This window comes from Pseudomonas sp. St29 (assembly GCF_001547915.1).
In the GTDB taxonomy this organism is placed as follows: Bacteria; Pseudomonadota; Gammaproteobacteria; order Pseudomonadales; family Pseudomonadaceae; genus Aquipseudomonas.
Map to the genome: position 1 here is coordinate 2,330,283 of NZ_AP014628.1, position 23,129 is coordinate 2,353,411.

Consider the following 23,129-nt stretch of genomic DNA (forward strand, 5'->3'; position numbering starts at 1 on the left):
CGTGTTCGGCAATCCGAAAGTGCTCGTCGCCGGTCCTGGCGCGGCTTCTTGCACTTTCATTAAAGAATGTTCTGCGGCGGTCGATGATCCTTCTAGGATTTTTCACCAGGAGTTCCCATGTCACTGTCAGTCGGATTTCCAGGGGCAGGAGCCATTCTGATCAATGGTAAGACCCCCGCAACCATCGATGCATTGAGCGACGCCACCGCCGAGCAGGCGTCTAGCGCGCTGGGCACCGACGAGTCGGGCGCTTTGCGGGTCGGTTCCAGCAAGCAGGCCGAACAGTCTGAAAGCGAAGGCGCAAGCGAAGACAACCACAGCATCGTGGTCAAGATGCTGCTCAAGCGCATGCAGGAATTGCAGCAGCAACTTCGGGAGCAGCAACAGCAGCTGGCTGCCGCCCAGGCCGCCAACTACCCAACCCCCGAGGCCAAGCAGACGACAGTCATGGCCATTCAAGGGCAGATCGCCGAAACCAACGGTGCCCTGGCAGAGGTCTCGGGCAACCTGGTGCGGGAGTTGGCCAAGGAGTCGTCCTCCTCCGGTGGCCTGGTGAATACCACCGCCTGAACCATCAGCCTGTCCGGGCGCATTTCCCGGGCAGGTTTCTCTCCAAGCGGCCGGCTGCGGATGGCTGCTCACTCTCTCTGATCGCACTTTGAACAGCGTTGACAAACTCTGGCGAGGTTCGCATAGTTCGTTTTACGCAAACGTTTGCGCGGTGCTCGGGAAGCGATGATCGTCTATCTTTCCGCGGCATGGCGCCGGCCAGCGCCGCTGGAAACCTGGTGGCCCCGCCGGGCGAACGCTGCTCACAATAATCATAAGATCGGAGTGAACCCATGAAGCTGCCCTTTGCTGGACGTCTACTCGCTGTCGCCGTTCTGGCCGCTGCATCCGCCGCCCTTCCTCTCTCTTCGGCTCTGGCCGACACCCCTCAGAAACCCAAGGTCGCCCTGGTCATGAAATCCCTGGCCAACGAGTTCTTCCTGACCATGGAAGACGGAGCCAAGGCTTATCAGAAAGAGCACTCCGGCGATTTCGACCTGGTGTCCAACGGCATCAAGGACGAAACCGATACCGCCAACCAGATCCGTATCGTCGAGCAGATGATTGTTTCCAAGGTCAACGCCCTGGTGATCGCGCCCGCCGACTCCAAGGCGATGGTGCCGGTGATCAAGAAGGCGGTGGACGCCGGGATCACGGTGATCAACATCGATAACCAGCTCGATCCCGGGGTGCTCAAGAGCAAGAACCTCAGCGTGCCATTCGTCGGGCCCGACAACCGCAAGGGCGCACGCCTGGTGGGCGAGTACCTGGCCAAGCAACTCAAGGCCGGGGATGAAGTGGGCATCATCGAAGGCGTCTCCACCACCACCAACGCGCAACAGCGCACCGCCGGCTTCAAGGACGCAATGGAGGCCGCGCAGATCAAGGTGGTGTCGCTGCAATCGGGCGATTGGGAGATAGACGCCGGTAACCGCGTCGCCTCGGCCATGCTCAGCGAGTATCCGAATCTCAAGGCATTGCTGGCCGGCAACGACAGCATGGCGGTAGGGGCCGTATCCGCTGTGCGGGCCGCCGGCAAGGCGGGCAAGGTCCAGGTGGTGGGCTACGACAATATCAACGCCATCAAGCCGATGCTCAAGGATGGCCGGGTCCTGGCCACTGCCGATCAGTTCGCCGCCAAGCAGGCGGTGTTCGGTATCGAGACGGCGTTGAAGATCCTCAAGGGCGAGAAGGTCGACAGCGGTGCCAATGGCGTGATCGAAACTCCGGTTGAGCTGGTCACCAAGTAGTCGTTGCGACGGCACAACGGCGCTCACCCTCAAGGGTGAGCGCATGGAGAGTTTCCTATGTCAGTTTCCGCTGCGAACGCTGTCCTTTCGGTCAGCGGTATCGGCAAGACCTATGCACAACCGGTATTGACCGGCATCGACCTGACGCTGCTGCGCGGGGAGGTGCTGGCCCTGACCGGGGAAAACGGTGCCGGCAAGAGCACCCTGTCGAAGATTATCGGTGGTCTGGTCAGTCCGACCACCGGGCACATGCAGTTCAACGGGCAGGACTATCGCCCCGCGAGCCGCACCCAGGCCGAGGACCTGGGTATCCGCATGGTCATGCAGGAGCTCAACTTGCTGCCAACCCTGTCGGTGGCCGAAAACCTGTTTCTCGACAACCTGCCCAGTAACGGCGGCTGGATCAGCCGCAAGCAACTGCGCAAGGCGGCGATCGAGGCCATGGCCCAGGTCGGCCTGGACGCCATCGATCCCGACACCCTGGTGGGTGAGTTGGGCATCGGTCACCAGCAAATGGTGGAGATTGCGCGCAACCTGATCGGCGACTGCCATGTGCTGATTCTCGATGAGCCCACGGCCATGCTCACGGCTCGCGAGGTGGAGATGCTTTTTGAGCAGATCGCTCGTCTGCAGGCCCGGGGCGTATCGATCATCTATATCTCCCATCGCCTGGAAGAGCTGGCCCGGGTCGCCCAGCGCATTGCCGTATTGCGCGATGGTTGCCTGGTCTGTGTCGAACCCATGGCCAACTACAACAGCGAACAGCTGGTGAACCTGATGGTGGGGCGCGAGCTGGGCGAGCATATCGATCTGGGCGAGCGCAAGATCGGCGCTCCGGCGCTGACCGTGAGCAACCTCTGCCGTTCGGACAAGGTCCGCGATGTGTCGTTTGAGGTGCGCAGTGGCGAGATCTTCGGCATTTCCGGGCTGATCGGGGCAGGGCGTACCGAGCTGCTGCGCCTGATCTTCGGCGCCGACCTGGCCGACAGCGGCAGCATCGCCCTGGGGACCCCGGCGCGGCCCGTGAGCATTCGCTCGCCGGTGGATGCCGTGGCCAACGGTATCGCCCTGATTACCGAGGATCGCAAGGGTGAAGGCCTGCTGCTGACCCAGTCGATCAGCGCCAACATCGCCCTGGGCAACATGCCGGCCATTTCCCGCCGCGGCCTGGTCAGTGGCCAGGACGAGGAACAGCTGGCCCAGCGGCAGATCGACGCGATGCGTATCCGCAGTTCCAGCCCGGCGCAACCCGTCAGCGAACTGTCCGGTGGCAACCAGCAGAAAGTGGTGATCGGTCGTTGGCTGGAGCGTGACTGTTCGGTGCTGCTGTTCGACGAGCCCACACGCGGCATCGATGTCGGAGCCAAGTTCGATATCTACGGTTTGTTGGGCGAGTTGACCCGCCAGGGCAAGGCTCTGGTGGTGGTGTCCAGCGACTTGCGCGAGTTGATGCTGATCTGCGACCGGATCGGCGTGCTGTCTGCGGGACGTCTGATCGACACCTTCGAGCGTGACAGCTGGACCCAGGACGAATTGCTTGCCGCCGCTTTTGCCGGCTATCAGAAACGAGATGCGCTGCTCAATGAAGCGGCGCCTAGGAATGCACCATGAAAACTGCACCTGCAAGCGGCAAGCGAGGCGGCCATTACTACGGCCTCGGCACTTACCTGGGGCTGGCGGGGGCCTTGTTGGGGATGATCGTCCTGTTCTCCCTGCTCAGCAGCCACTTCCTCTCCTATGACACTTTCAGCACCCTGGCCAACCAGATTCCCGATCTGATGGTGCTGGCGGTGGGCATGACCTTTGTTCTGATCATCGGCGGCATCGATTTGTCCGTCGGCTCGGTGCTGGCCCTGGCCGCCTCGACGGTCAGTGTGGCGATCCTCGGCTGGGGATGGAGCGTGGTGCCTGCGGCGTTGCTGGGCATGGCGTGTGCGGCGCTGGCGGGAACCGTCACCGGATCGATCACCGTGGCCTGGCGCATTCCGTCGTTCATCGTTTCCCTGGGCGTGCTGGAAATGGCCCGGGGCGTGGCCTACCAGATGACCGGCTCGCGCACGGCCTATATCGGCGACGCCTTTGCCTGGCTGTCGAATCCGATTGCCTTCGGCATTTCGCCGTCGTTTATCATTGCCCTGCTGATTATCTTTCTGGCCCAGGCGGTGCTGACGCGCACGGTGTTCGGCCGCTACCTGATCGGCATCGGTACCAACGAAGAGGCGGTGCGCCTGGCGGGGATCAACCCCAAGCCCTACAAGATTCTGGTGTTCAGTCTGATGGGATTGTTGGCGGGCATCGCCGCACTGTTTCAAATTTCTCGCCTGGAAGCGGCGGATCCGAATGCGGGCTCCGGTCTGGAGTTGCAGGTCATCGCCGCGGTGGTGATCGGCGGCACCAGCCTGATGGGCGGACGCGGTTCGGTGATCAGCACCTTCTTCGGCGTCTTGATTATTTCCGTGCTGGCTGCAGGCCTGGCGCAAATCGGCGCATCCGAACCGACCAAGCGCATCATCACCGGTGCAGTCATCGTGATTGCCGTGGTGCTGGACACCTATCGCAGCCAGCGCGCCAATCGGCGGGTTTGATTCATGGCAACAATCAAGGATGTGGCGGCGCTGGCGGGGATTTCCTACACCACGGTGTCCCATGTACTGAACAAGACGCGCCCGGTCAGTGAAGAGGTACGGGTCAAGGTCGAGGCGGCGATCAAGCGCCTGGACTACGTGCCCAGTGCGGTGGCCCGCTCCCTCAAGGCCAAGACCACGGCGACCATCGGCCTGTTGGTGCCCAACAGCCTCAACCCGTACTTCGCCGAGCTGGCGCGGGGGATCGAGGACTACTGCGAGCGCAACGGTTATTGCGTGATTCTCTGCAACTCCGACGACAACCCGGAGAAGCAGCGCAACTACCTGCGGGTGTTGCTGGAAAAACGCATCGACGGCTTGATCGTGACCTCCGCCGGAGGCGACAGCGGCCTGGCCCAGGGCCTGGCCGGGGTGCGCACGCCGATGGTGATTGTCGACCGCGGGCTGGAGGGCGTGGATGCCGACCTGGTGCGCATCGATCACCAATACGGTGCCTACCTGGCAACCCGGCACCTGTTGGACCTGGGGCATCGTGACATTGCCTGCATTGGCGGGCCGGCCCAGACCAGCGTGGCGCAGTTGCGTCTGGCGGGTTTTCATCAGGCGTTGGGCGAGGCGGGGGTTGCAGTCCCTGCCTCGCGCCTTCTGGAGAGTGATTTCAGCAGCACTGGCGGTTATCTCGCGGCGGCGCAACTGCTCGATAGCCCGAACCGGCCCAGCGCGATCTTCGCCGGCAACGACATGATGGGTATCGGTGTGTTGCGGGCGGCTGCGGAGCGCAATATCCGCGTGCCCGGCCAGCTCTCGGTGATTGGCTTCGACGACATTCTCATGAGTCGCTATGTCTACCCGGCGCTGACCACGGTCGGCCAGTCGATCCTGCAGTTGGGCGAGACCGCGGCAGAGTTGCTGCTGCGCCGGATCGCCTCGCGGGAGTTGCCGGTCGACCAGCGCATCGTGACGCCGAATATTGTCTTGCGGGAATCGACGGCGCCGCTTGGCGGCGCTTTTGCCGAATACCGCTGAACCCAAATGATTGAGTATCGATGTATGCCAGCAAAAGTAGTGGTAGTGGGAAGCCTCAATATGGACCTGGTTACCCGGGCCGAGCGCCTGCCCCGTGGGGGCGAGACGCTGATTGGCAAGTCCTTCGCCACGGTGTCCGGTGGCAAGGGGGCCAATCAGGCGGTGGCCGCGGCCCGGCTCGGGGCGCAGGTCTCGATGGTCGGCTGTGTCGGCGATGACGCCTATGGCGAGCAACTGCGTGGCGCCTTGCTCGCCGAGCAGATCGATTGCCAGGCCGTCAGCGTGGTCGAGGGCTCCAGCGGCGTGGCCCTGATCGTGGTCGATGACAGCAGTCAGAACGCCATTGTCATTGTCGCTGGCGGCAATGGTCTGCTCAGTCCCGAGAAGGTCGCAGGATTCGATCGGGTGCTGCAGGAGGCCGAGGTGATCATCTGTCAGTTGGAAGTGCCCATGGCGACGGTGGGCTACACGCTCAAGCGCGGGCGCGAGCTGGGCAAGACAGTGATTCTCAATCCGGCGCCGGCCAGCGCGCCGCTTCCGGGCCAGTGGTATGGCTCGATCGATTACCTGATTCCCAATGAAAGCGAAGCCTCGGCACTCAGCGGGGTGACCGTGGACTCCCTGGAGAGCGCCGAGGCGGCGGCCGGGCGCTTGATCGCCGCCGGCGCCGGCAAGGTCATCATTACCTTGGGCGCGCAGGGCGCGCTGTTTGCCGATGGCCGCAGCTGTGAGTATTTCCCGGCACCCAAGGTCAAGGCCGTCGACACCACGGCCGCGGGGGATACCTTTGTCGGTGGTTTTGCCGCGGCCCTGGCTGCCGGCAAGAGCGAGGTCGAAGCGATCCGCTTTGGTCAGGCCGCCGCGGCGTTGTCGGTGACCCGGGCTGGCGCACAACCTTCCATTCCCACGCTGTCCGACGTTCAGGCGTTTGTTCCCTCATGAAAAAGACCCCTTTGCTCAACATTGCCCTGTCACGCTTGATCGCCTCCCTGGGGCACGGCGACATCGTGGTGATCGGTGATGCCGGTTTACCCGTCCCTCCGGGCGTCGAGTTGATCGACCTGGCCCTGACCCATGGCGTTCCCGATTTTCTCGGCACGCTGAAGGTGCTGCTCAGTGAGATGCAGGTGGAGAGTCATGTGCTGGCCGAGGAGATTCTGCTCAAGCGGCCGCAGCCTCTGTCGGGGCTCGATGAGCTGAACCTCGGTGGCCAGCTGGGGGCGCGCAAACTGCTCAGTCATGAGGATTTCAAGGTGCTCTGTCGACAGGCCCGGGCGGTGGTCCGCACGGGAGAGTGCCAGCCCTATTGCAACATCGCCCTGGTTGCCGGGGTGACCTTCTAGGCCTTTTCATACCCTGCACAAGGAGTGCGCCATGCACCGCTATGCTCAGCTATTCAATCACTGGTTCCGGAGTCTGCTGCTTTTGTCTCTGCTCACTGCTACCGGCGCTCAGGCGGCGGAAAAAATCGATCTGATCATCGATACCGATCCGGGGGCCGACGATGTGGTGGCGCTGCTGTTCGCCCTGGCTTCGCCCGAAGAGCTGCACATCCGTGCCTTGACCACGGTGGCGGGCAACGTGCGCCTGGACAAGACCTCGCGCAATGCCCGACTGGCTCGTGAGTGGGCGGGGCGTGATGAAGTGCCGGTCTATGCAGGAGCGCCCAAGCCGCTGCTGCGCACGCCGATCTACGCCGAGAATATCCACGGCAAGGAGGGCATCTCCGGGGTGACCGTGCACGAGCCCAAGGCGCCGCTGGCCAAGGGCAATGCGGTCAACTACCTGATCGACACCCTGCGCGCGGCCAAGCCTCACAGCATCACCATCGCCATGCTCGGTCCGCAGACCAATCTGGCGCTGGCGCTGATCCAGGCTCCGGACATCACCCAGGGCATCAAGGAAGTGGTGGTCATGGGCGGTGCGCATTTCAACGGCGGCAACATCACGCCGGTGGCCGAGTTCAACCTGTTCGCCGACCCGCAGGCCGCTGAAGTGGTGCTCAAGAGTGGCGTCAAGTTGACCTACCTGCCCCTGGATGTGACTCACAAGGTGCTGACCAGTGATGCGCGGCTGCAGAAAATCGCGGCCCTGAACAACAATGCCAGCAAAGTGGTGGGGGATATCCTCAACGAGTACGTCAAGGGGGATATGGAGCACTACGGGATTCCAGGTGGCCCGGTGCATGACGCTACCGTGATCGCCTACCTCCTGAAACCCGAGTTGTTCACCGGGCGCCAGGCCAACATGGTCATCGACAGTCGCGAAGGGCCGACCTTCGGCCAGACCATCGTCGACTGGTACGACGGCCTGAAGCAGGAAAAGAACGTGTTCTGGGTTGAGAATGGCGATGCTCAGGGCTTCTTCGATCTGCTCACCGAGCGTCTGGCCCGTCTCAAGTAAGTCGCGCCCCGCAGGCGTGACCTGCGGGGCTCTATTCCCGTTCCGGGGCCTGGGCGCCCAGGTGGTCGGCAGGGTACTTCTCGAATACCTGCGCGATGAATGCACGGGCGGACTGGGTTCCCAGCTCCTTGACCAGCAGATCTATGCCAATGATTGCCAACTCTTCCGGGCTTCCCGGGCTATAGGAGCACTGGCCCTGGGGCCATTTGGCTTTGATGTCGGCGTCAATACTCACGGTTGCCATGAAGGTCTCACGAATTCGGATAAGGCGGGCCTCAGGTCCGGACCTGGGCTGGTGTTTGCTACGGCGCAGAGTTAAGCATGTTGCCGGGTGTTTGGCACTGCGACTTAGGCATCAGGCAGGTGCTGTGCGACACTGGCGCTTTTCCTGCGCTCAAGGAAGCCACCGTGCAAATCGATTTGAACCAGCCTGATGCCCTGACCCTGGAGGCGGTGCGTCAGCTTCTGGCTTCGGCCAGTGACAGCGTGCATACCCAGTTGCGTGTCACCAAGGGCGGAATTGCTTACATCTCTTCGGGGGTAGTGGGTGGTGCCGAGATCGAGGGCCTATTGTTTCGCCTGGAAACCTGGGCGGCGGGATCCGGTTATGTCGGCAACGTGGCGGCCAGCGATGAGGTCTGGGTGATGCAGATCTTCAATGCGCTCAAGCAGAACTGGCCGAAGCCGGCGTTTGACTATATCGACATCTATTGAGTGCCGTTCATATTCAGTGACGATTGTCCTGTGAAAGTGGGGCGATGGCTGAGGCAGACTTGTCCGCCAGCCGTGGGGCAGGGCAAAAGGCCATTGGTTTTTGAAACCAAACGTGAAATCGACTGTCGCACGAACTCTGCTTAATTTTGAAAAGGAGGCTTCATGCCTTGGAAGCTCGCTTCATTCGGAACCTTGTTGGCCGCCGTTGTCCTCAGTGGATGCAGCACCGCCGGGTCGACAAAGGAACCTGTGGCCTCTGAGTCCGGGCACACGCGTTGTGAAGCATCGGCTGCCGAATTCGCCATCGGTAAGAAGGCTTCTCCAGAGCTGCTGGAGCAGGCTCGCAGTCGTTCTGGGGCGCAATATGCGCGCTTCCTCAAGCCGAACGACATGATCACGCTGGAATACCGCTCCGACCGCTTGAACCTCAACACGGACGCTAGCCTGGTGGTGAATCGGGTCAATTGTGGCTGAGTAGCTTTTTACCCGCCCACAAAAAACCCCGTCACATGTACGGGGTTTTTTTAGCTCGCTGAGAAATTACTCAGGACGAACTTGTGCAGCTTGCATACCCTTTTGGCCTTTCTCAGCCACGAAGGAAACGGTTTGGCCTTCTTTCAGGCTTTTGAAACCGTCGCTTTCAATAGCTTTGAAGTGTACGAACAGGTCGTCACCGCCACCTTGAGGAGTGATGAAGCCGAAGCCTTTTTCATCGTTGAACCATTTTACGGTGCCGGTTTGGCGATTAGACATGGTGTATCTCCAAGAAACATATATTTTCAGTAGTACTGTGCTGCTCAGGCCAACTGGGCACACCGAGCTATCATAGTCGAAATGTTCGACTTGGGAGCCCCCTGTAGGAGTTCTTTGCCTGGTGTGCCGCTGTATTTTGCTCTCCAAGTTGGCTGCAGGCCGCGGTTTAAGCGGCTTTTGCGGAAAACAAATGGTGATAAAAAAACCCGTAAAAGCTGTGTAAATTGTGAAAAAAGCCGCGTTTCAAGCTCGTTGAATAGTCGGGACACGGCCTATTTCCGGCGCGTGCGAGTTATTTGACCACTCGGCACGCGGCGATGGCGTCCAGCGCTCGGGTTCTGAGTTCTGCGCTGGGTTGCTTGGTTTTGCTCATCAGCTCCTTGATTTCTTCCGTGGTGAATTTTTCATTCAGCTTGTCTGCACCGCAGGCGCAGTGCTTCTCGGCGCTTTTGGCATCGATGTTTTGGCTGGCTGCGGCGGTGCAGTCCTTCATGTAGTCGGCGCGAGCTCCGGCAGGCCAGGCAGCCTGGGCGCTCAACGGCAGAAGCAGGGCAAGCGGGGCGGCGAGGGCGAGCAGTTGGTTGAGGCGCATGGGGCGGGTTCTCCTGAGGTCGATGGCTAGGACGACGATTCTCGATGTATTTGAGGCTCGGCGTACATCGCAAGTTCACTTTCCTGCCGACAAAAGGCTGGAAAGTGGCTGGCGTGAAACATGCCGCGCGATGCTGGGATTTATCTGTGCTAGCATGCCCGGCTTGGGTGTTTTCAAGCTTTGGGTATCTCACTTCCCTCGCAGTCTATGCCTCATTAATTTTTGATGTGAACCCCAGTCACTCTGGTTCGGTTTCCCGGTTGGCCGCAAGGCTCTTGCCACTGTGAGGCAGGCGTTTGTTACAGAACGGCTGGACTGAATCGCGTACTGGCTCATCCCAACCCACGTGACCTTTGGTAGGGGTCACCACTAGGAGAGGAGGCGCCATGCCCACTATTACTCTTCCCGACGGCAGTCAACGTTCATTCGATCACCCGGTTTCCGTAGCTGAGGTCGCCGCATCCATCGGTGCCGGTTTGGCCAAGGCCACCTTGGCCGGCAAGGTCAACGGCAAGCTCGTCGACGCCTGTGATGTGATCGACAGCGATGCAACCCTGCAAATCATCACGCCAAAGGACGAAGAGGGGCTGGAGATCATTCGCCACTCTTGCGCTCACTTGGTGGGGCATGCGGTCAAGCAGTTGTACCCGACTGCCAAGATGGTCATCGGTCCGGTCATCGATGAAGGCTTCTATTACGACATCGCTTACGAACGGCCTTTCACTCCTGAGGACATGGCTGCCATCGAGCAGCGCATGCAGCAGTTGATCGAGAAAGACTACGACGTGATCAAGAAGGTTACGCCGCGAGCCGAAGTCATCGAAGTGTTCAAATCCCGCGGCGAAGACTACAAGTTGCGCCTGGTGGAGGACATGCCGAATGAGCAGGCAATGGGCCTGTACTATCACGAAGAATATGTCGACATGTGCCGCGGCCCGCACGTGCCGAACACGCGCTTCCTGAAATCCTTCAAGCTGACCAAGCTTTCGGGCGCCTACTGGCGTGGTGATGCCAAGAACGAGCAGTTGCAGCGGGTCTACGGTACCGCCTGGGCGGACAAGAAGCAGCTCGCCGCCTACATCCAGCGTATCGAGGAGGCCGAGAAGCGCGACCATCGCAAGATCGGTAAGCGCCTGGGCCTGTTCCATACCCAGGAAGAAGCGCCGGGCATGGTGTTCTGGCATCCCAATGGCTGGACTCTGTACCAGGTGCTTGAGCAGTACATGCGCAAGGTGCAGCGTGAAAACGGCTACCTGGAAATCAAGACGCCCCAAGTGGTCGATCGTAGCCTTTGGGAAAAGTCCGGACACTGGGCCAACTATTCCGAGAACATGTTCACCACCGAGTCGGAAAGCCGCGACTACGCGATCAAGCCAATGAACTGCCCCTGCCATGTGCAGGTGTTCAATCAGGGGTTGAAGAGCTACCGCGAGCTGCCGATGCGCCTGGCCGAATTCGGAGCCTGCCACCGTAACGAGCCGTCAGGTGCGTTGCACGGCATCATGCGCGTGCGGGGCTTCACTCAGGACGATGCGCACATCTTCTGTACCGAAGATCAGATGCAGGCCGAGTCTGCTGCTTTCATCAAGCTGACCATGGATGTCTATGCCGACTTCGGCTTTAAAGACATCGAAATGAAGCTCTCCACTCGTCCTGAAAAACGCGTGGGTTCCGATGACTTGTGGGATCGCGCCGAAAATGCCTTGGCTGCCGCTTTGGATAGCGCAGGCTTGCCGTACGATCTGCAACCGGGTGAGGGTGCGTTCTACGGTCCGAAAATCGAATTTTCGTTGAAGGACTGCTTGGGGCGTGTGTGGCAGTGCGGTACCTTGCAGCTTGACTTCAACCTGCCTATTCGTTTGGGCGCTGAATACGTTTCCGAAGACAATAGCCGCAAGCATCCGGTGATGTTGCACCGGGCTATCCTCGGTTCCTTCGAGCGTTTTGTCGGGATTCTGATTGAGCATTACGAGGGTGCGTTCCCTGCGTGGCTGGCTCCGATTCAGGCCGTGGTGATGAATATCACTGATAAACAGGCAGATTTTGCCCTCGAAGTGGAAAAAACACTCAATCAAAGCGGATTTCGTGCCAAGTCCGACTTGAGAAATGAAAAGATCGGCTTTAAAATCCGCGAGCATACTTTGCTCAAGGTTCCCTATCTCTTGGTTATTGGAGATCGGGAGGTCGAGATGCAGACTGTCGCTGTGCGTACCCGTGAAGGTGAAGACCTGGGCTCGATGCCTGTGGACCAATTCTCGGCGTTCCTCGCACAAGCGGTTTCCCGGCGTGGTCGCCAAGATTCGGAGTAATTATTATTAAGCGTGATATGAGACAAGATAAACGAGCTGCACCGAAAGCCCCGATCAACGAGAATATCTCGGCACGCGAGGTTCGGTTAATTGGCGCTGACGGCGAGCAGATTGGCATCGTCTCGATTGATGAAGCGCTTCGTATAGCTGAAGAAGCCAAGCTGGATCTGGTGGAAATTTCCGCCGACGCAGTCCCACCTGTTTGCCGGGTGATGGATTACGGCAAGTCTATCTTCGAGAAGAAGAAGCAGATTGCCGCTGCGAAGAAGAACCAGAAGCAGATTCAGGTTAAAGAAATCAAGTTTCGTCCAGGGACGGAGGAAGGGGATTACCAGGTAAAACTGCGCAACCTGGTACGTTTCCTGAGTGACGGGGACAGGGCCAAGGTATCCTTGCGATTCCGCGGCCGTGAGATGGCCCACCAGGAGCTGGGGATGGAACTCCTCAAGCGGGTTGAAGCTGACCTGCAAGAGTACGGTTCGGTCGAACAGCATCCTAAGATGGAAGGACGCCAGCTGATCATGGTCATCGCCCCGAAAAAGAAGAAGTAATCAACAGGGCACGGCAGGCCTTCTGATTATGTTTATCAACTGAATGCGGAGTATCCGAACATGCCAAAGATGAAAACCAAAAGTGGTGCTGCTAAGCGGTTTCTGAAAACTGCTAACGGTATCAAGCACAAGCACGCTTTCAAGAGCCACATCCTGACCAAAATGTCGACCAAGCGTAAGCGTCAACTGCGCGGTAGCAGCTTGCTGCATCCGTCTGACGTGGCAAAAGTCGAGCGCATGCTGCGCCTTCGTTAATTTTTGGATCAAGAATAGAGGAAGTAACTCATGGCTCGTGTAAAGCGTGGCGTCATTGCCCGTAAACGTCACAAAAAAATTCTGAAACTTGCTAAAGGCTACTACGGCGCTCGCTCGCGCGTATTCCGTGTTGCCAAGCAAGCGGTAATCAAGGCAGGCCAATACGCCTACCGTGACCGTCGTCAGAAAAAACGTCAGTTCCGCGCTCTGTGGATCGCTCGTATCAACGCTGGTGCTCGTACCAACGGTCTGTCTTACAGCCGTTTGATCGCTGGCCTGAAAAAGGCGTCCATCGAGATCGACCGTAAGGTTCTGGCTGATCTGGCAGTGAACGAAAAAGCGGCGTTTGCTGCGATTGTCGAGAAAGCTAAAGCCACCTTGGCTTAAGTACCCCCGACAGTCATCCGGGCTCACCTATCGTGGGCTCTGGTGTTAAACGTCATAAATAGGGGAAGAGCCTTCAAGCTCTTCCCCTATTTTGTATCTGGAGTCTGTACATGGAAAACCTGGATGCGCTGGTTTCTCAAGCACTTGAGGCCGTGCAACACGCTGAAGACATCAATGCCCTGGAGCAGATCCGGGTTCACTTCCTTGGCAAGAAGGGCGAGCTGACTCAGGTGATGAAGACCCTGGGCAATCTCCCTGCCGAAGAGCGCCCGCAAGTCGGTGCGCTGATCAACGTGGCCAAGGAGCGTGTGACAGAGGTTCTCAATGCGCGCAAAGCCGCTTTCGAGGAGGCGGAACTCAGCGCCAAGCTTGCCGCCGAATGCATTGACGTAACCCTGCCGGGCCGTGGCCAGACCTCCGGTGGTCTGCACCCGATTACACGGACCCTGGAACGTATCGAACAGTTCTTCACCCATATCGGCTATGGCATTGCCGAAGGTCCTGAGGTCGAAGACGACTATCACAACTTTGAGGCGCTCAACATCCCAGGCCATCACCCGGCCCGGTCGATGCATGACACCTTCTATTTCAATGCGAACATGTTGTTGCGCACCCACACCTCGCCGGTACAGGTCCGCACCATGGAATCGCAGCAGCCGCCGATTCGCATCGTCTGCCCGGGCCGTGTGTATCGTAGCGACTCCGATATCACCCACTCACCAATGTTCCACCAGGTCGAAGGCCTGCTGGTCGACCGCGATATCAACTTCGCCGACCTGAAAGGCACCATTGAAGAGTTCTTGCGGGTGTTCTTTGAAAAAGAACTGGCCGTACGTTTCCGTCCTTCCTACTTCCCGTTCACCGAGCCTTCCGCTGAAGTTGATATGGAATGCGTGATGTGCAGCGGTAAAGGCTGCCGTGTCTGCAAGCAGACTGGCTGGCTGGAGGTGATGGGTTGCGGCATGGTTCACCCGAACGTGCTGCGTATGTCCGGGATCGACCCGGAAGAGTTCCAGGGCTTTGCCTTCGGCATGGGCGCCGAGCGTCTGGCCATGCTGCGTTACGGTGTCAATGACTTGCGCCTGTTCTTCGACAACGACTTGCGGTTCCTTGCGCAATTTCGCTAGTCGCGCGTCCGTAACGAATCTATTAGGAGAGCAGGATGAAATTCAGTGAACAATGGTTGCGTGGCTGGGTTAGCCCGCAAGTAAGTCGCGACGAGTTGGTTGCTCGTCTGTCGATGGCCGGTCTTGAGGTTGACAGCGTAACGCCAGCCGCCGGAGATTTCAGTGGGGTAGTAGTGGGTGAGGTGTTGAGCACCGAGCAGCACCCGGATGCCGACAAGCTGCGTGTATGCCAGGTCAGCAATGGCGCGGAAACCTTCCAGGTGGTCTGCGGCGCACCCAACGTGCGTCCAGGGCTGAAGATCCCATTTGCGATGATTGGCGCCGAGCTGCCGGGCGACTTCAAGATCAAGAAAGCCAAGCTGCGTGGCGTTGAGTCCAACGGCATGTTGTGTTCGCAGGCAGAACTGCAGATCGGCGAAGGCAATGACGGTCTGATGGAGTTGCCGGCTGATGCACCGGTGGGGGAAGACATTCGTGCCTACCTGAATCTTGACGATGCCAGTATCGAGGTTGATCTGACGCCAAACCGCGGTGACTGCCTGTCCCTGGCCGGCTTGGCCCGTGAGGTCGGCGCGCTGTACGCGGCGAAAGTCCAGCGCCCTGAAGTGAAAGCAGTGGCTGCCGCCCATGAGGAAGTTCGCCCTGTGGAAGTCCTGGCTCCGGCCGCCTGTCCACGCTACTTGGGCCGGGTCATCCGTAACGTCGATCTTTCCAAGCCGACCCCACTGTGGATGGTTGAGCGCCTGCGTCGCGCCGATGTACGCAGCATCGATGCTGCGGTGGACATCACCAACTATGTGATGCTTGAGCTGGGTCAGCCGTTGCATGCTTTTGATCTCGCTGAGATCAATGGTGGCATTCGCGTGCGCATGGCAGAAGAGGGCGAGAAGCTGGTACTTCTCGATGGCCAGGAAGTGACACTGCGTAGCGATACCCTGGTGATCGCTGACCATACCCGCGCCCTGGCAATCGCCGGTGTGATGGGGGGTGAGCACAGTGGCGTCACCGCCAACACGCGTGATGTATTCCTGGAAAGCGCGTTCTTCGATCAGATCGCAGTTGCCGGGAAGGCTCGTTCCTATGGTCTGCACACTGATGCATCCCATCGCTATGAGCGCGGTGTGGATTGGCAGCTGGCTCGCGAAGCTATGGAGCGTGCGACCGGTCTGCTGCTGGAGATCACTGGCGGTGACGCCGGCCCGATCATTGAAACAGTCAGTGAGCAGCACTTGCCGTCTGTAGCGCCTGTGACCTTGCGCGCTGAACGCATTACCCAGATGTTGGGCATGGCGATGGATGGTTCTGAGGTTGAGCGTCTGCTCACCGGGCTTGGCCTGGCAGTGACGGCCGATGGAGCAGGGCAATGGCGTGTTGAAGTGCCGAGCCATCGTTTCGATATCAGTCTTGAAGTCGACTTGATCGAAGAGTTGGCGCGTCTCTATGGTTACAACCGTCTGCCGGTTCGCTATCCGCAGGCTCGTCTGGCTCCGCAGGCCAAGGCGGAAGCGCAAGGTGATCTGCCCGCATTGCGGCGTTTGTTGGTTGCTCGTGGCTACCAGGAAGCGATCACTTACAGCTTCATCGATCCAAAACTCTTTGAACTGTTCAATCCGGGTGTCGAACCGCTACTGCTGGCGAACCCGATTTCGGCCGACATGGCGGCCATGCGTTCTTCCTTGTGGCCTGGGCTCGTCAAGGCACTTCAGCACAACTTGAACCGTCAACAGGATCGTGTCCGCTTGTTTGAAAGCGGCTTGCGTTTCGTTGGCCAGTTGGAGGGGTTGAAGCAGCAGCCAATGCTTGCGGGCGTCGTTTGTGGCAGTCGCTTGCCTGAAGGCTGGGCACAAGGCCGCGATGTCGTGGACTTCTTTGACGTCAAGGCGGACGTTGAGGCCGTGTTGGGGATTGCAGGGGCTCTGGATACATTCACTTTCGTTCCGGGCAAGCATCCAGCGCTGCATCCTGGCCAGACTGCGCGTATCGAGCGCGATGGTCGCGAGATCGGCTATTTGGGGGCGATTCACCCAGAGTTGGCAAAGACCCTCGGCCTTGATCGTCCGGTTTATGTGTTTGAGCTGGTTCTGAGCGAAGTGGCTCAGGGGCGTTTGCCGAAGTTCCACGAGTTGTCCCGTTTCCCAGAAGTGCGTCGAGATCTGGCGTTGCTGGCAGATCGTGATGTTGCGGCGAGCGCCGTTCTGGACGTAATCCGTGAAAATGCAGGTGAATGGCTGACAGACCTCAGGCTATTTGACGTGTACCAGGGTAAAGGCATTGATCCGCATAGAAAAAGCCTTGCCGTCGGCTTGACCTGGCAGCATCCATCGCGCACTCTTAATGACGATGAGGTGAACTCCACGACGCAAAATATCCTCACCTCGCTCGAACAAAGGTTGAACGCCACGTTAAGGAAGTGACGTATGGGGGCTCTGACGAAAGCTGAAATGGCCGAACGTCTCTACGAAGAGCTAGGCCTGAATAAACGCGAGGCCAAGGAATTGGTCGAGCTGTTCTTTGAAGAAATCAGGCATGCTCTCGAAGATAACGAACAGGTCAAATTGTCCGGTTTCGGTAACTTCGACCTTCGGGATAAACGCCAGCGTCCTGGCCGCAACCCGAAAACGGGTGAAGAAATCCCGATCACGGCTCGCCGTGTGGTCACCTTTCGTCCAGGGCAGAAGTTGAAGGCCCGAGTTGAGGCATATGCTGGAACCAAGTCATAACGACGAGCTCCCGGTGATCCCGGGTAAACGCTACTTCACCATCGGTGAAGTCAGCGAGCTCTGTGCGGTCAAACCGCATGTGCTGCGTTATTGGGAGCAGGAGTTTCCTCAACTCAACCCTGTCAAGCGCCGCGGAAATCGCCGGTATTATCAGCGTCAGGATGTGCTGATGATCCGGCAGATCCGCGCGCTGCTCTACGATCAGGGATTCACCATCGGTGGTGCGCGCTTGCGCCTATCCGGTGATGAGGCCAAAGACGACACCACCCAGTACAAGCAACTGATCCGTCAGATGATTTCCGAATTGGAAGACGTGCTTGTGGTGCTTAAGAAGTAATTCTCTGTTTTAAATACTTCCACTTTTCAAAAGCTTGCGGTATATTCCTCAACGTTTCATGAGAAGTGAAACAGGTTTCACGCCTAGTCGGGGCGTAGCGCAGTCCGGTAGCGCACTAGCATGGGGTGCTAGGGGTCGAGTGTTCGAATCACTCCGTCCCGACCATATTTCAAAGAGAGATCAAGCACGTAGCGGCTTGATCTCTTTTTTCGTTTGGGTATGCGCAAAATCCGCGCAAGGCGATCAGATGATTTCTCTGATGTTCAGGTCTGGAACTGCCTCCGGGCCGAAGATTTCAGGCTGATGACCTCCGGCCGTTTCTCGTTACCTTCTCCATCGCGCATCCGCGCGCTTTTCTGATCATCCTTTCCGGTCTTTGGCTACAGGTGCAACGATTGCGCCCTGGGTCCATGTCATCCCCGCGTCTCTTCATCATTCCATCAGAAGCCTTCCTGGCCCCTTTGAGTGTTCAACCTGGGTCCACGGATCTTGTGGTTGTGCCTGTTTTGGCTTTCGGCGGGCAGATTTGCGCTGCATTGGGATCGTGGGCAACCGCGGCGGTGCGACCGGGCGCGCCGCGTGGTAGACGCCAGGGCAAGCTGCTAAAGGAGTTCTGACGTTGAGTGTCATCTCTGTGCAGCCTTCACAAGCGTCTTGCGCTGCAAGCTGCCCGATGCCTGCTTTGCAGATGCGCTAAGATCCGCGGCCCATTGCAAGGAGATCAAAAGGAATGATCGGCCGTTTATGCACAACGTTCAGAATCCAGTACCTGCCCTTTGAAAGGCGTACTGATGCTTGCTGCTGGGTGGAACAGCCCGCCCGGCAGTCTCTGGATTTACGTGGTGTTCAGATGATGGAGAGTGATCGGTGTTAATGACGTTGTGGGTCTTGTGCCATTGGGAAAGTTGCGAATCCCTGGCCATTCTTCTCGTTCCGTTCCAGCTCTATACCTTGTGTTTCATGTCGATCTCAATGTTGATCCTGCGTTTTCGTGGTCGTATGCCTATGTTCGTCGCCTGCCTCTTGATGCTTGTGATTGCGGGTTGGCCTTCTGCAAACCTTCTACTTGCGACGTTGCCTTACTCGCTTGACTACAAGGACTACCGGGAGAATCTGCGGCAGGTGAGGGCGCAAGAGCGCCAGCAGCAAAAACTGGCGATGAAAGATGTCGACAAGCAACCCGTCCACTTGGCGGGCGGGATGGCTGGGCTTGAGGCCATCAAGGTGATGATGGTGACGCTGCCTTACTGGATTGAAGCCCAGGAGCAGCGCAAGAGCGCCAGGGTCTTGCAGGAGCAAGTGCCTGTGCAGTCTCCAAAAGCGCCGGAGGCAGTTGGCGCAAAACCGCCAAAGGCAGTTGAACAAGCGCCTGAAGCAGTTTCAGGCAATTCCGGGCAGTGATGAAAGGTTTCAAAAAATGCTTTGCACGGCTGCCCGCCGAGGAGAGCGGGCAGATCGGCACCAGGCGCTGGCGCCGCGTCGACAACCCAGCGCAATGACCCGCTCCGCACTAGCATCCAGGTGGATATAATCCGTTCCTTTTTCCAGGGAACGGTCGATGAGAAGCTTGGAAGATCTGATAAACAGCGGCGATTCTGCGTTGCCTTTGATCAAGACGATGCTGGAAGAAACCCGTCTGGACCATCAGCTACTGCCCCCATCCAGCGCAAACGCCAGGGTGCTGTCTGCGCTGCAAGTCACGACTCGATCAACCTTGGGAGCGATGGCCTACGAAACCGGCGGGCTGTTGATCGATCACGGCTGGCTGCGGGTGCTGGGTTCGGGGCATGGGCACTTGTCGCGCAATCTTGCCGATTGGAATGAGGGTCGCGTACAGGGGGCCTTGCTGGTGGCTGATGACGCCGTAGGAGGGTTCTTTGCCATCAACGGTGGCGGCCTGGGCGCTGATGTGGGGGCGATGTACTACTGGGCGCCCGATACGCTGCAATGGGAGCCGTTGGAGGTGGGCTACAGCGACTTTCTCGCCTGGGCCCTGAGCGACCAGTTGGCCGTTTTCTACCAGGACCTGCGTTGGGATGGCTGGCAGGCTGAGGTGCAGGCATTGAGTGCCGATCAGTGCTTTTCCTTCTACCCGTTTCTCTGGACTCGGGAGGGTTCGGTCCAGCACAGCCACCGCGCGATGATCGATGTCGGCGAATGCTTCGCCACGCACCTGGACCTGGCTCGCACACTCGATGGTGGCGCTTCGCTGCCCGGCTGACGCGCCTCTAGCCGCCACTCGCCGCTGCATCGGGCACCCGGCCGCGGGGCCGGTTCAAGCCGCGCCAAGGCGCTTGTCAAATCAATGGACGGTAATGCCGCAATGAAACGCAACATGATGTTGTTGGCCTGTGCGCTGGCGCTGGCCGCACCGGCCTGGGCCGACGGCAAGCGGCTGATACCGCACAGTGAGCAAGCCACTGGCGGTTACCTCTCCTCGCAGTTGTTGCTCAAGCCTTGTGCGGATATCGACGCGCTGGGGTTCGCGGACGACGAGACCGCGCAGCGCAGCGCCGTGGAAGCGCGCCAGGCCCTGCCGGCGGGCACCTGTGAGGATGGGGCCCTGGTGGAGAAGCTGTTCAAGGCACGGTTTCTTCAGCACGCCACTCTCGCGGTGGTCTACACCCCGTGGCAGCTCGACGAGCAGATCGCCCGGCAGCAGCGGGCCATCGGTCGCTGCCGGGATACGCAGTGCCTGGCGCGGGAGCTGGATCGGGTGATTGCCGTTCTGGCGCCGCTGTACCTCGGTGCCCGGCGGCAATGGCCCAGCGGCAAGGGGCTGTGCAGCGCCGACCCGCGGGAGACGCCCGCCAGCAAGGCACTGGCGCTGCTGGGGGCCGACGCCGCCAGGGCCATCAGCGCGACCTGTGCCGAGAGCGAGGTCAATGCCCAGACGTGCCGCGGCCCCCAGGGCCCGATGCTGCTGGTCAGCTGTGGCCTGAGCGGCAATCAGGTCAATTCGGATCAATGGCTGTTCCTGGCGCGCAAGACGCCTCCCGAGCCGCTGCTGGCGGTCGAAGACGGCCCGGTGGCGGTGCTGACAACCACCTGCAACGGCCTGCCGGACCTGATGACCCAGGCCCGGGTCAGTGCCGGGGAGCAATACCTGAGTTACTACCGTTACGACGGCCAGGCCTATCGGCAGGTGTATGCCCAGAGCAATGAGTTTGTCGGCAACGACGCCAACGGCAACGACCTGATGATTGCCCAGGGGAGGGCAGAGGCCCGGGTGGTCTGCCGCTAGCGGGGGCGGATAGCGGCGCGCTGGCCGGCGCCGAGCGCCAGTCATGCGGCCGATGGGGTTCGGGGCCGCCCCGGGCCCGGCGCGCCCGGACTAGCGCCCGGCCGTCTCCGGCTGCGCCTGCAGCAATTCGTCGAGCACCCCCATGAAGGCTTCCACCAGTTGGCTGCGCCCCTGCCTGCGGGTCAGTACCAACAGTTGCGCGGTGGCGCCGGGGTCCGTCAGCGGGCGGTAGGTCACGCCCTTTTTGGCCAGGGTCTGGGTGCAGCGCGGCACCAGGGCAATGCCCTGGCCGGCCGCCACCAGGGCGATGATCGAGGTGATCTGCCGACCGCTGGGGCCGGGGCGCAGAGGCAGGCTGTTGCGCCGGTAGAGTTGTTCGATCGCTTCGTTGAGCCCCGAGCCGTAGTCGGCGGGAAACAGAATCAATGGATGCTCGCTGAGCTCGGCCAGGGTCACCTGATCCTGGGCGGCCAGGGGGCTGTCGCTGGAGATGGCCGCCACCAGGGGTTCGTCTCCCAGGGACAGGGCCTGGATTTCGCTCTGTTCGCAGGGCGGCCGCATCCGGCCCATGCCGATATCGATCCGGCCGTCGACAATCTGCGACCACTGGCTGACCGAGGCGCCTTCGACTAGGGTCAGTTGCACGTCGGGAAAACGCTGGGCGAAGGCCTGGATCGCCTGGCTGAACAGGTCCGACAGGGCGATGGAGCTGGCGTAGCCCAGGGCCAGTTGTCCGGCGCAACCCTTGGCCAGCTTGCCGGCCATGACCTGGGTCAGGTCCACCTGCTCCAGCACCGCCCGGGCATAAGGCAGGAAGTGCCGGCCCTGGGCGGTGAGGCTGACGGTGCGGCTGGTGCGATCGAACAGGCGAAACCCGAGCTCGGCTTCCAGTGCCGAAATCTGCCGCGTCAGCGGTGGTTGCGCAAGGTGCAGGCGCAGGGCGGCGCGGCCAAAGTGCAGCTCTTCGGCGACGGTCAAAAAGTAACGCAATCTGCGTAGATCGAGCATCCGGTTCCCTGGGTATTGATCGGTCGTAAATCGGTATTGGTCTTGGATCGGCGGCGTATTTTATAAAGGCCTTTCGTCAGAAAACGAGAGGTTTCATGAACTCGCGCCAGCATTGTGCTCGCATTGCCCTGTTTTTGTGTGGCTGTGCGGCTTTTCTCAACCTGTATGCCACCCAGGGGATTCTCCAGGAGTTCTCCCAGAGCTTTGCGGTGAGCATCAGGGAGGCCGGCTGGAGCATTACCGTGACCACTCTGGCGGTGGCCATCACCGCGCCCTTCGTCAGTCGGTTCACCGGCCGGTTCCAGCAGCGCTCGGTGATTGTCCTGGCGTCCCTGTTGCTGGCGCTGCCGGCGCTGCTCGCGGCCTGTGCCGGCAGCTTTGCCCAGTTGCTGGTCTGGCGCTTCATCGAAGGCATGCTGATCCCGGTTGTGTTCGCCACCAGCGTGGCCTACATCGGTGATCGCTGGAGTGGCGGCACCGTCACCGAAGTCACCAGCCTGTATGTGGCCGGCACCGTGCTGGGCGGGTTCGCCGGACGTTTCGTCACCGGCTTCATGACCGAATACGTCGGCTGGCGCGAGGCCTTCGCCCTGCTGGCGGGTCTGAGCCTGCTGATCGGCGTGGCCATTCACTACCTGCTGCCGGCCAACCCGTCGCCGGTTGCCAGAAGCCGGCCGAGCCGCCTGGGCGCCCTGCGCGAACTGTGCAGCCGGCCGTTGCTGGCGGCTTACGGCGTGGGCTTTTGCGTGCTGTTCTCGCAAGTCGCCACCTTCACCTACGCCGGGCTTTACCTCAGCCTGCCGCCGTTCGACCTGGGGGCCGCCGCCCTGGGGGCGATCTACAGCGTATTCCTCCTGGCGCTGGTGGTGATCCCGATTGCCGGCCGCCTGAGCCGGTCCCGGCCCCAGGCCGAGCTGCTGGTCGCCGCGGCCCTGCTCGGGGTCTGTGGTTCGGCCCTGACCCTGCTGCCCTCGCTATGGCTGATCGTGCTGGGCCTGGCCCTGAGCTCCACCGGGGTGTTCCTGGCCCAGGCCGCGGCCAACTCCTTTACCACCGCCACCGCCGGCCACAACAAGGCCGGCGCGGTGGGGCTGTACCTGACGTTCTATTACCTGGGAGGCAGTTTCGGCGCCGTAATCCCGGCCTTGCTCTGGAGTCACTGGGGCTGGCCGGGCTGCGTGGCGTTGATCGTGGTCTTCCAGTTGCTGTCGCTGTTGATCGCCTGGGGCGGCTGGAAGCCCCTCAAACCCGAAACGCCGGCCGCCATGCGGCCGCTCAACCCGCTTGATTCATCATCCAACAAGGAATACGTGAGGTGA

26 protein-coding genes and 1 tRNA gene are annotated in these 23,129 nt (G+C 60.1%); 23 read left to right on the plus strand and 4 right to left on the minus strand.

The annotated features are described in order from the left end of the window. Nucleotides 1-117 precede the first annotated feature (117 nt). From PST29_RS10640 to PST29_RS10675, 8 genes are all read left to right on the plus strand, one after another. Nucleotides 118-570, plus strand: a complete 453-nt coding sequence (locus tag PST29_RS10640; protein WP_060843012.1) for a hypothetical protein — start codon at nucleotides 118-120, stop codon at nucleotides 568-570. 272 nt (nucleotides 571-842) lie between these two features. Then, entirely contained in the window at nucleotides 843-1,799 is a 957-nt protein-coding gene (locus PST29_RS10645; RefSeq protein ID WP_060838426.1) for a sugar ABC transporter substrate-binding protein, read from the plus strand. Between the two features lie 57 nt (nucleotides 1,800-1,856). Beyond that, nucleotides 1,857-3,410: a sugar ABC transporter ATP-binding protein gene (locus tag PST29_RS10650; RefSeq protein ID WP_060843013.1), complete on the plus strand. Its 1,554-nt coding sequence runs from the start codon at nucleotides 1,857-1,859 to the stop codon at nucleotides 3,408-3,410. Next, nucleotides 3,407-4,384 (plus strand): ABC transporter permease, encoded by a 978-nt coding sequence (locus PST29_RS10655; RefSeq protein WP_060838428.1) that lies wholly within the window; start codon nucleotides 3,407-3,409, stop codon nucleotides 4,382-4,384. The genes PST29_RS10650 and PST29_RS10655 overlap by 4 nt, the downstream gene beginning before the upstream one ends. Nucleotides 4,385-4,387: 3 nt before the next feature. Next, the gene (locus tag PST29_RS10660) at nucleotides 4,388-5,410 is read left to right on the plus strand and encodes a LacI family DNA-binding transcriptional regulator (protein WP_060838429.1); all 1,023 of its coding nucleotides are present in this window, start codon (nucleotides 4,388-4,390) and stop codon (nucleotides 5,408-5,410) included. A gap of 24 nt (nucleotides 5,411-5,434) precedes the next feature. Further along, on the plus strand, nucleotides 5,435-6,352 hold the full coding sequence (gene rbsK, locus PST29_RS10665; RefSeq protein ID WP_060838430.1) for a ribokinase: 918 nt from the start codon (nucleotides 5,435-5,437) through the stop codon (nucleotides 6,350-6,352). Further along, entirely contained in the window at nucleotides 6,349-6,753 is a 405-nt protein-coding gene (gene rbsD / locus PST29_RS10670; protein WP_060838431.1) for a D-ribose pyranase, read from the plus strand. Before rbsK ends, rbsD begins: the two co-directional genes overlap by 4 nt. A gap of 31 nt (nucleotides 6,754-6,784) precedes the next feature. Continuing rightward, complete coding sequence (locus tag PST29_RS10675; RefSeq protein ID WP_060838432.1) at nucleotides 6,785-7,813, plus strand: nucleoside hydrolase; 1,029 nt, start codon at nucleotides 6,785-6,787, stop codon at nucleotides 7,811-7,813. A 31-nt stretch (nucleotides 7,814-7,844) separates the two neighbouring features. On the opposite strand, the gene PST29_RS10680 is transcribed toward PST29_RS10675, so the two are convergent. After that, nucleotides 7,845-8,057: a hypothetical protein gene (locus tag PST29_RS10680; protein ID WP_060838433.1), complete on the minus strand. Its 213-nt coding sequence runs from the start codon at nucleotides 8,055-8,057 to the stop codon at nucleotides 7,845-7,847. A gap of 164 nt (nucleotides 8,058-8,221) precedes the next feature. Here PST29_RS10680 and PST29_RS10685 point away from each other — a divergent pair, with 164 nt between their 5' ends. Next, nucleotides 8,222-8,527, plus strand: coding sequence for a hypothetical protein (locus tag PST29_RS10685; protein ID WP_060838434.1), 306 nt, complete (start codon nucleotides 8,222-8,224; stop codon nucleotides 8,525-8,527). A 162-nt stretch (nucleotides 8,528-8,689) separates the two neighbouring features. Next, nucleotides 8,690-9,001, plus strand: coding sequence for an I78 family peptidase inhibitor (locus PST29_RS10690; protein ID WP_060838435.1), 312 nt, complete (start codon nucleotides 8,690-8,692; stop codon nucleotides 8,999-9,001). 66 nt (nucleotides 9,002-9,067) lie between these two features. Here the strand turns inward: PST29_RS10690 and PST29_RS10695 are convergent, their stop codons facing one another. Together PST29_RS10695 and PST29_RS10700 are read right to left on the minus strand one after the other, a co-directional pair. Further along, nucleotides 9,068-9,280 carry a cold-shock protein gene (locus tag PST29_RS10695; RefSeq protein WP_003179963.1) on the minus strand — a complete coding sequence of 71 codons (213 nt, stop codon included), beginning with the start codon at nucleotides 9,278-9,280 and terminating at the stop codon, nucleotides 9,068-9,070. 292 nt (nucleotides 9,281-9,572) lie between these two features. Next, nucleotides 9,573-9,872, minus strand: a complete 300-nt coding sequence (locus PST29_RS10700) for a hypothetical protein (RefSeq protein ID WP_060838436.1) — start codon at nucleotides 9,870-9,872, stop codon at nucleotides 9,573-9,575. Between the two features lie 386 nt (nucleotides 9,873-10,258). Between PST29_RS10700 and thrS the strand changes: the two genes are divergently transcribed. From thrS to PST29_RS10755, 12 genes are all read left to right on the plus strand, one after another. Continuing rightward, entirely contained in the window at nucleotides 10,259-12,181 is a 1,923-nt protein-coding gene (gene thrS / locus PST29_RS10705) for a threonine--tRNA ligase (protein WP_060843014.1), read from the plus strand. Next, nucleotides 12,181-12,732 (plus strand): translation initiation factor IF-3, encoded by a 552-nt coding sequence (gene infC / locus PST29_RS10710; RefSeq protein ID WP_169893379.1) that lies wholly within the window; start codon nucleotides 12,181-12,183, stop codon nucleotides 12,730-12,732. The genes thrS and infC overlap by 1 nt, the downstream gene beginning before the upstream one ends. A 60-nt stretch (nucleotides 12,733-12,792) precedes the next feature. Beyond that, nucleotides 12,793-12,987, plus strand: a complete 195-nt coding sequence (gene rpmI, locus PST29_RS30850; protein WP_002553160.1) for a 50S ribosomal protein L35 — start codon at nucleotides 12,793-12,795, stop codon at nucleotides 12,985-12,987. Nucleotides 12,988-13,017: 30 nt separating this feature from the next. Next, complete coding sequence (gene rplT, locus PST29_RS30855) at nucleotides 13,018-13,374, plus strand: 50S ribosomal protein L20 (RefSeq protein WP_016963673.1); 357 nt, start codon at nucleotides 13,018-13,020, stop codon at nucleotides 13,372-13,374. 110 nt (nucleotides 13,375-13,484) lie between these two features. After that, nucleotides 13,485-14,501 carry a phenylalanine--tRNA ligase subunit alpha gene (gene pheS / locus PST29_RS10720; RefSeq protein WP_011060419.1) on the plus strand — a complete coding sequence of 339 codons (1,017 nt, stop codon included), beginning with the start codon at nucleotides 13,485-13,487 and terminating at the stop codon, nucleotides 14,499-14,501. Between the two features lie 35 nt (nucleotides 14,502-14,536). Then, nucleotides 14,537-16,915 carry a phenylalanine--tRNA ligase subunit beta gene (pheT, locus tag PST29_RS10725; RefSeq protein ID WP_060838439.1) on the plus strand — a complete coding sequence of 793 codons (2,379 nt, stop codon included), beginning with the start codon at nucleotides 14,537-14,539 and terminating at the stop codon, nucleotides 16,913-16,915. 3 nt (nucleotides 16,916-16,918) lie between these two features. Next, nucleotides 16,919-17,221 (plus strand): integration host factor subunit alpha, encoded by a 303-nt coding sequence (gene ihfA / locus PST29_RS10730; protein WP_002553164.1) that lies wholly within the window; start codon nucleotides 16,919-16,921, stop codon nucleotides 17,219-17,221. Further along, on the plus strand, nucleotides 17,202-17,558 hold the full coding sequence (locus PST29_RS10735; protein WP_007920509.1) for a MerR family transcriptional regulator: 357 nt from the start codon (nucleotides 17,202-17,204) through the stop codon (nucleotides 17,556-17,558). The genes ihfA and PST29_RS10735 overlap by 20 nt, the downstream gene beginning before the upstream one ends. 88 nt (nucleotides 17,559-17,646) lie before the next feature. After that, nucleotides 17,647-17,723: transfer RNA gene (locus PST29_RS10740), tRNA-Pro, on the plus strand. Nucleotides 17,724-18,425: 702 nt separating this feature from the next. Beyond that, complete coding sequence (locus tag PST29_RS10745; RefSeq protein WP_148659616.1) at nucleotides 18,426-18,959, plus strand: hypothetical protein; 534 nt, start codon at nucleotides 18,426-18,428, stop codon at nucleotides 18,957-18,959. Between the two features lie 157 nt (nucleotides 18,960-19,116). Then, nucleotides 19,117-19,779 (plus strand): DUF2625 domain-containing protein, encoded by a 663-nt coding sequence (locus PST29_RS10750; protein ID WP_060843016.1) that lies wholly within the window; start codon nucleotides 19,117-19,119, stop codon nucleotides 19,777-19,779. A gap of 102 nt (nucleotides 19,780-19,881) precedes the next feature. Next, on the plus strand, nucleotides 19,882-20,802 hold the full coding sequence (locus tag PST29_RS10755; protein ID WP_232513216.1) for a hypothetical protein: 921 nt from the start codon (nucleotides 19,882-19,884) through the stop codon (nucleotides 20,800-20,802). 90 nt (nucleotides 20,803-20,892) lie between these two features. Here PST29_RS10755 and PST29_RS10760 read toward each other — a convergent pair whose 3' ends face one another. Further along, complete coding sequence (locus PST29_RS10760; RefSeq protein WP_060838443.1) at nucleotides 20,893-21,810, minus strand: LysR family transcriptional regulator; 918 nt, start codon at nucleotides 21,808-21,810, stop codon at nucleotides 20,893-20,895. A gap of 95 nt (nucleotides 21,811-21,905) precedes the next feature. Here PST29_RS10760 and PST29_RS10765 point away from each other — a divergent pair, with 95 nt between their 5' ends. After that, complete coding sequence (locus PST29_RS10765) at nucleotides 21,906-23,129, plus strand: MFS transporter (protein WP_060843018.1); 1,224 nt, start codon at nucleotides 21,906-21,908, stop codon at nucleotides 23,127-23,129.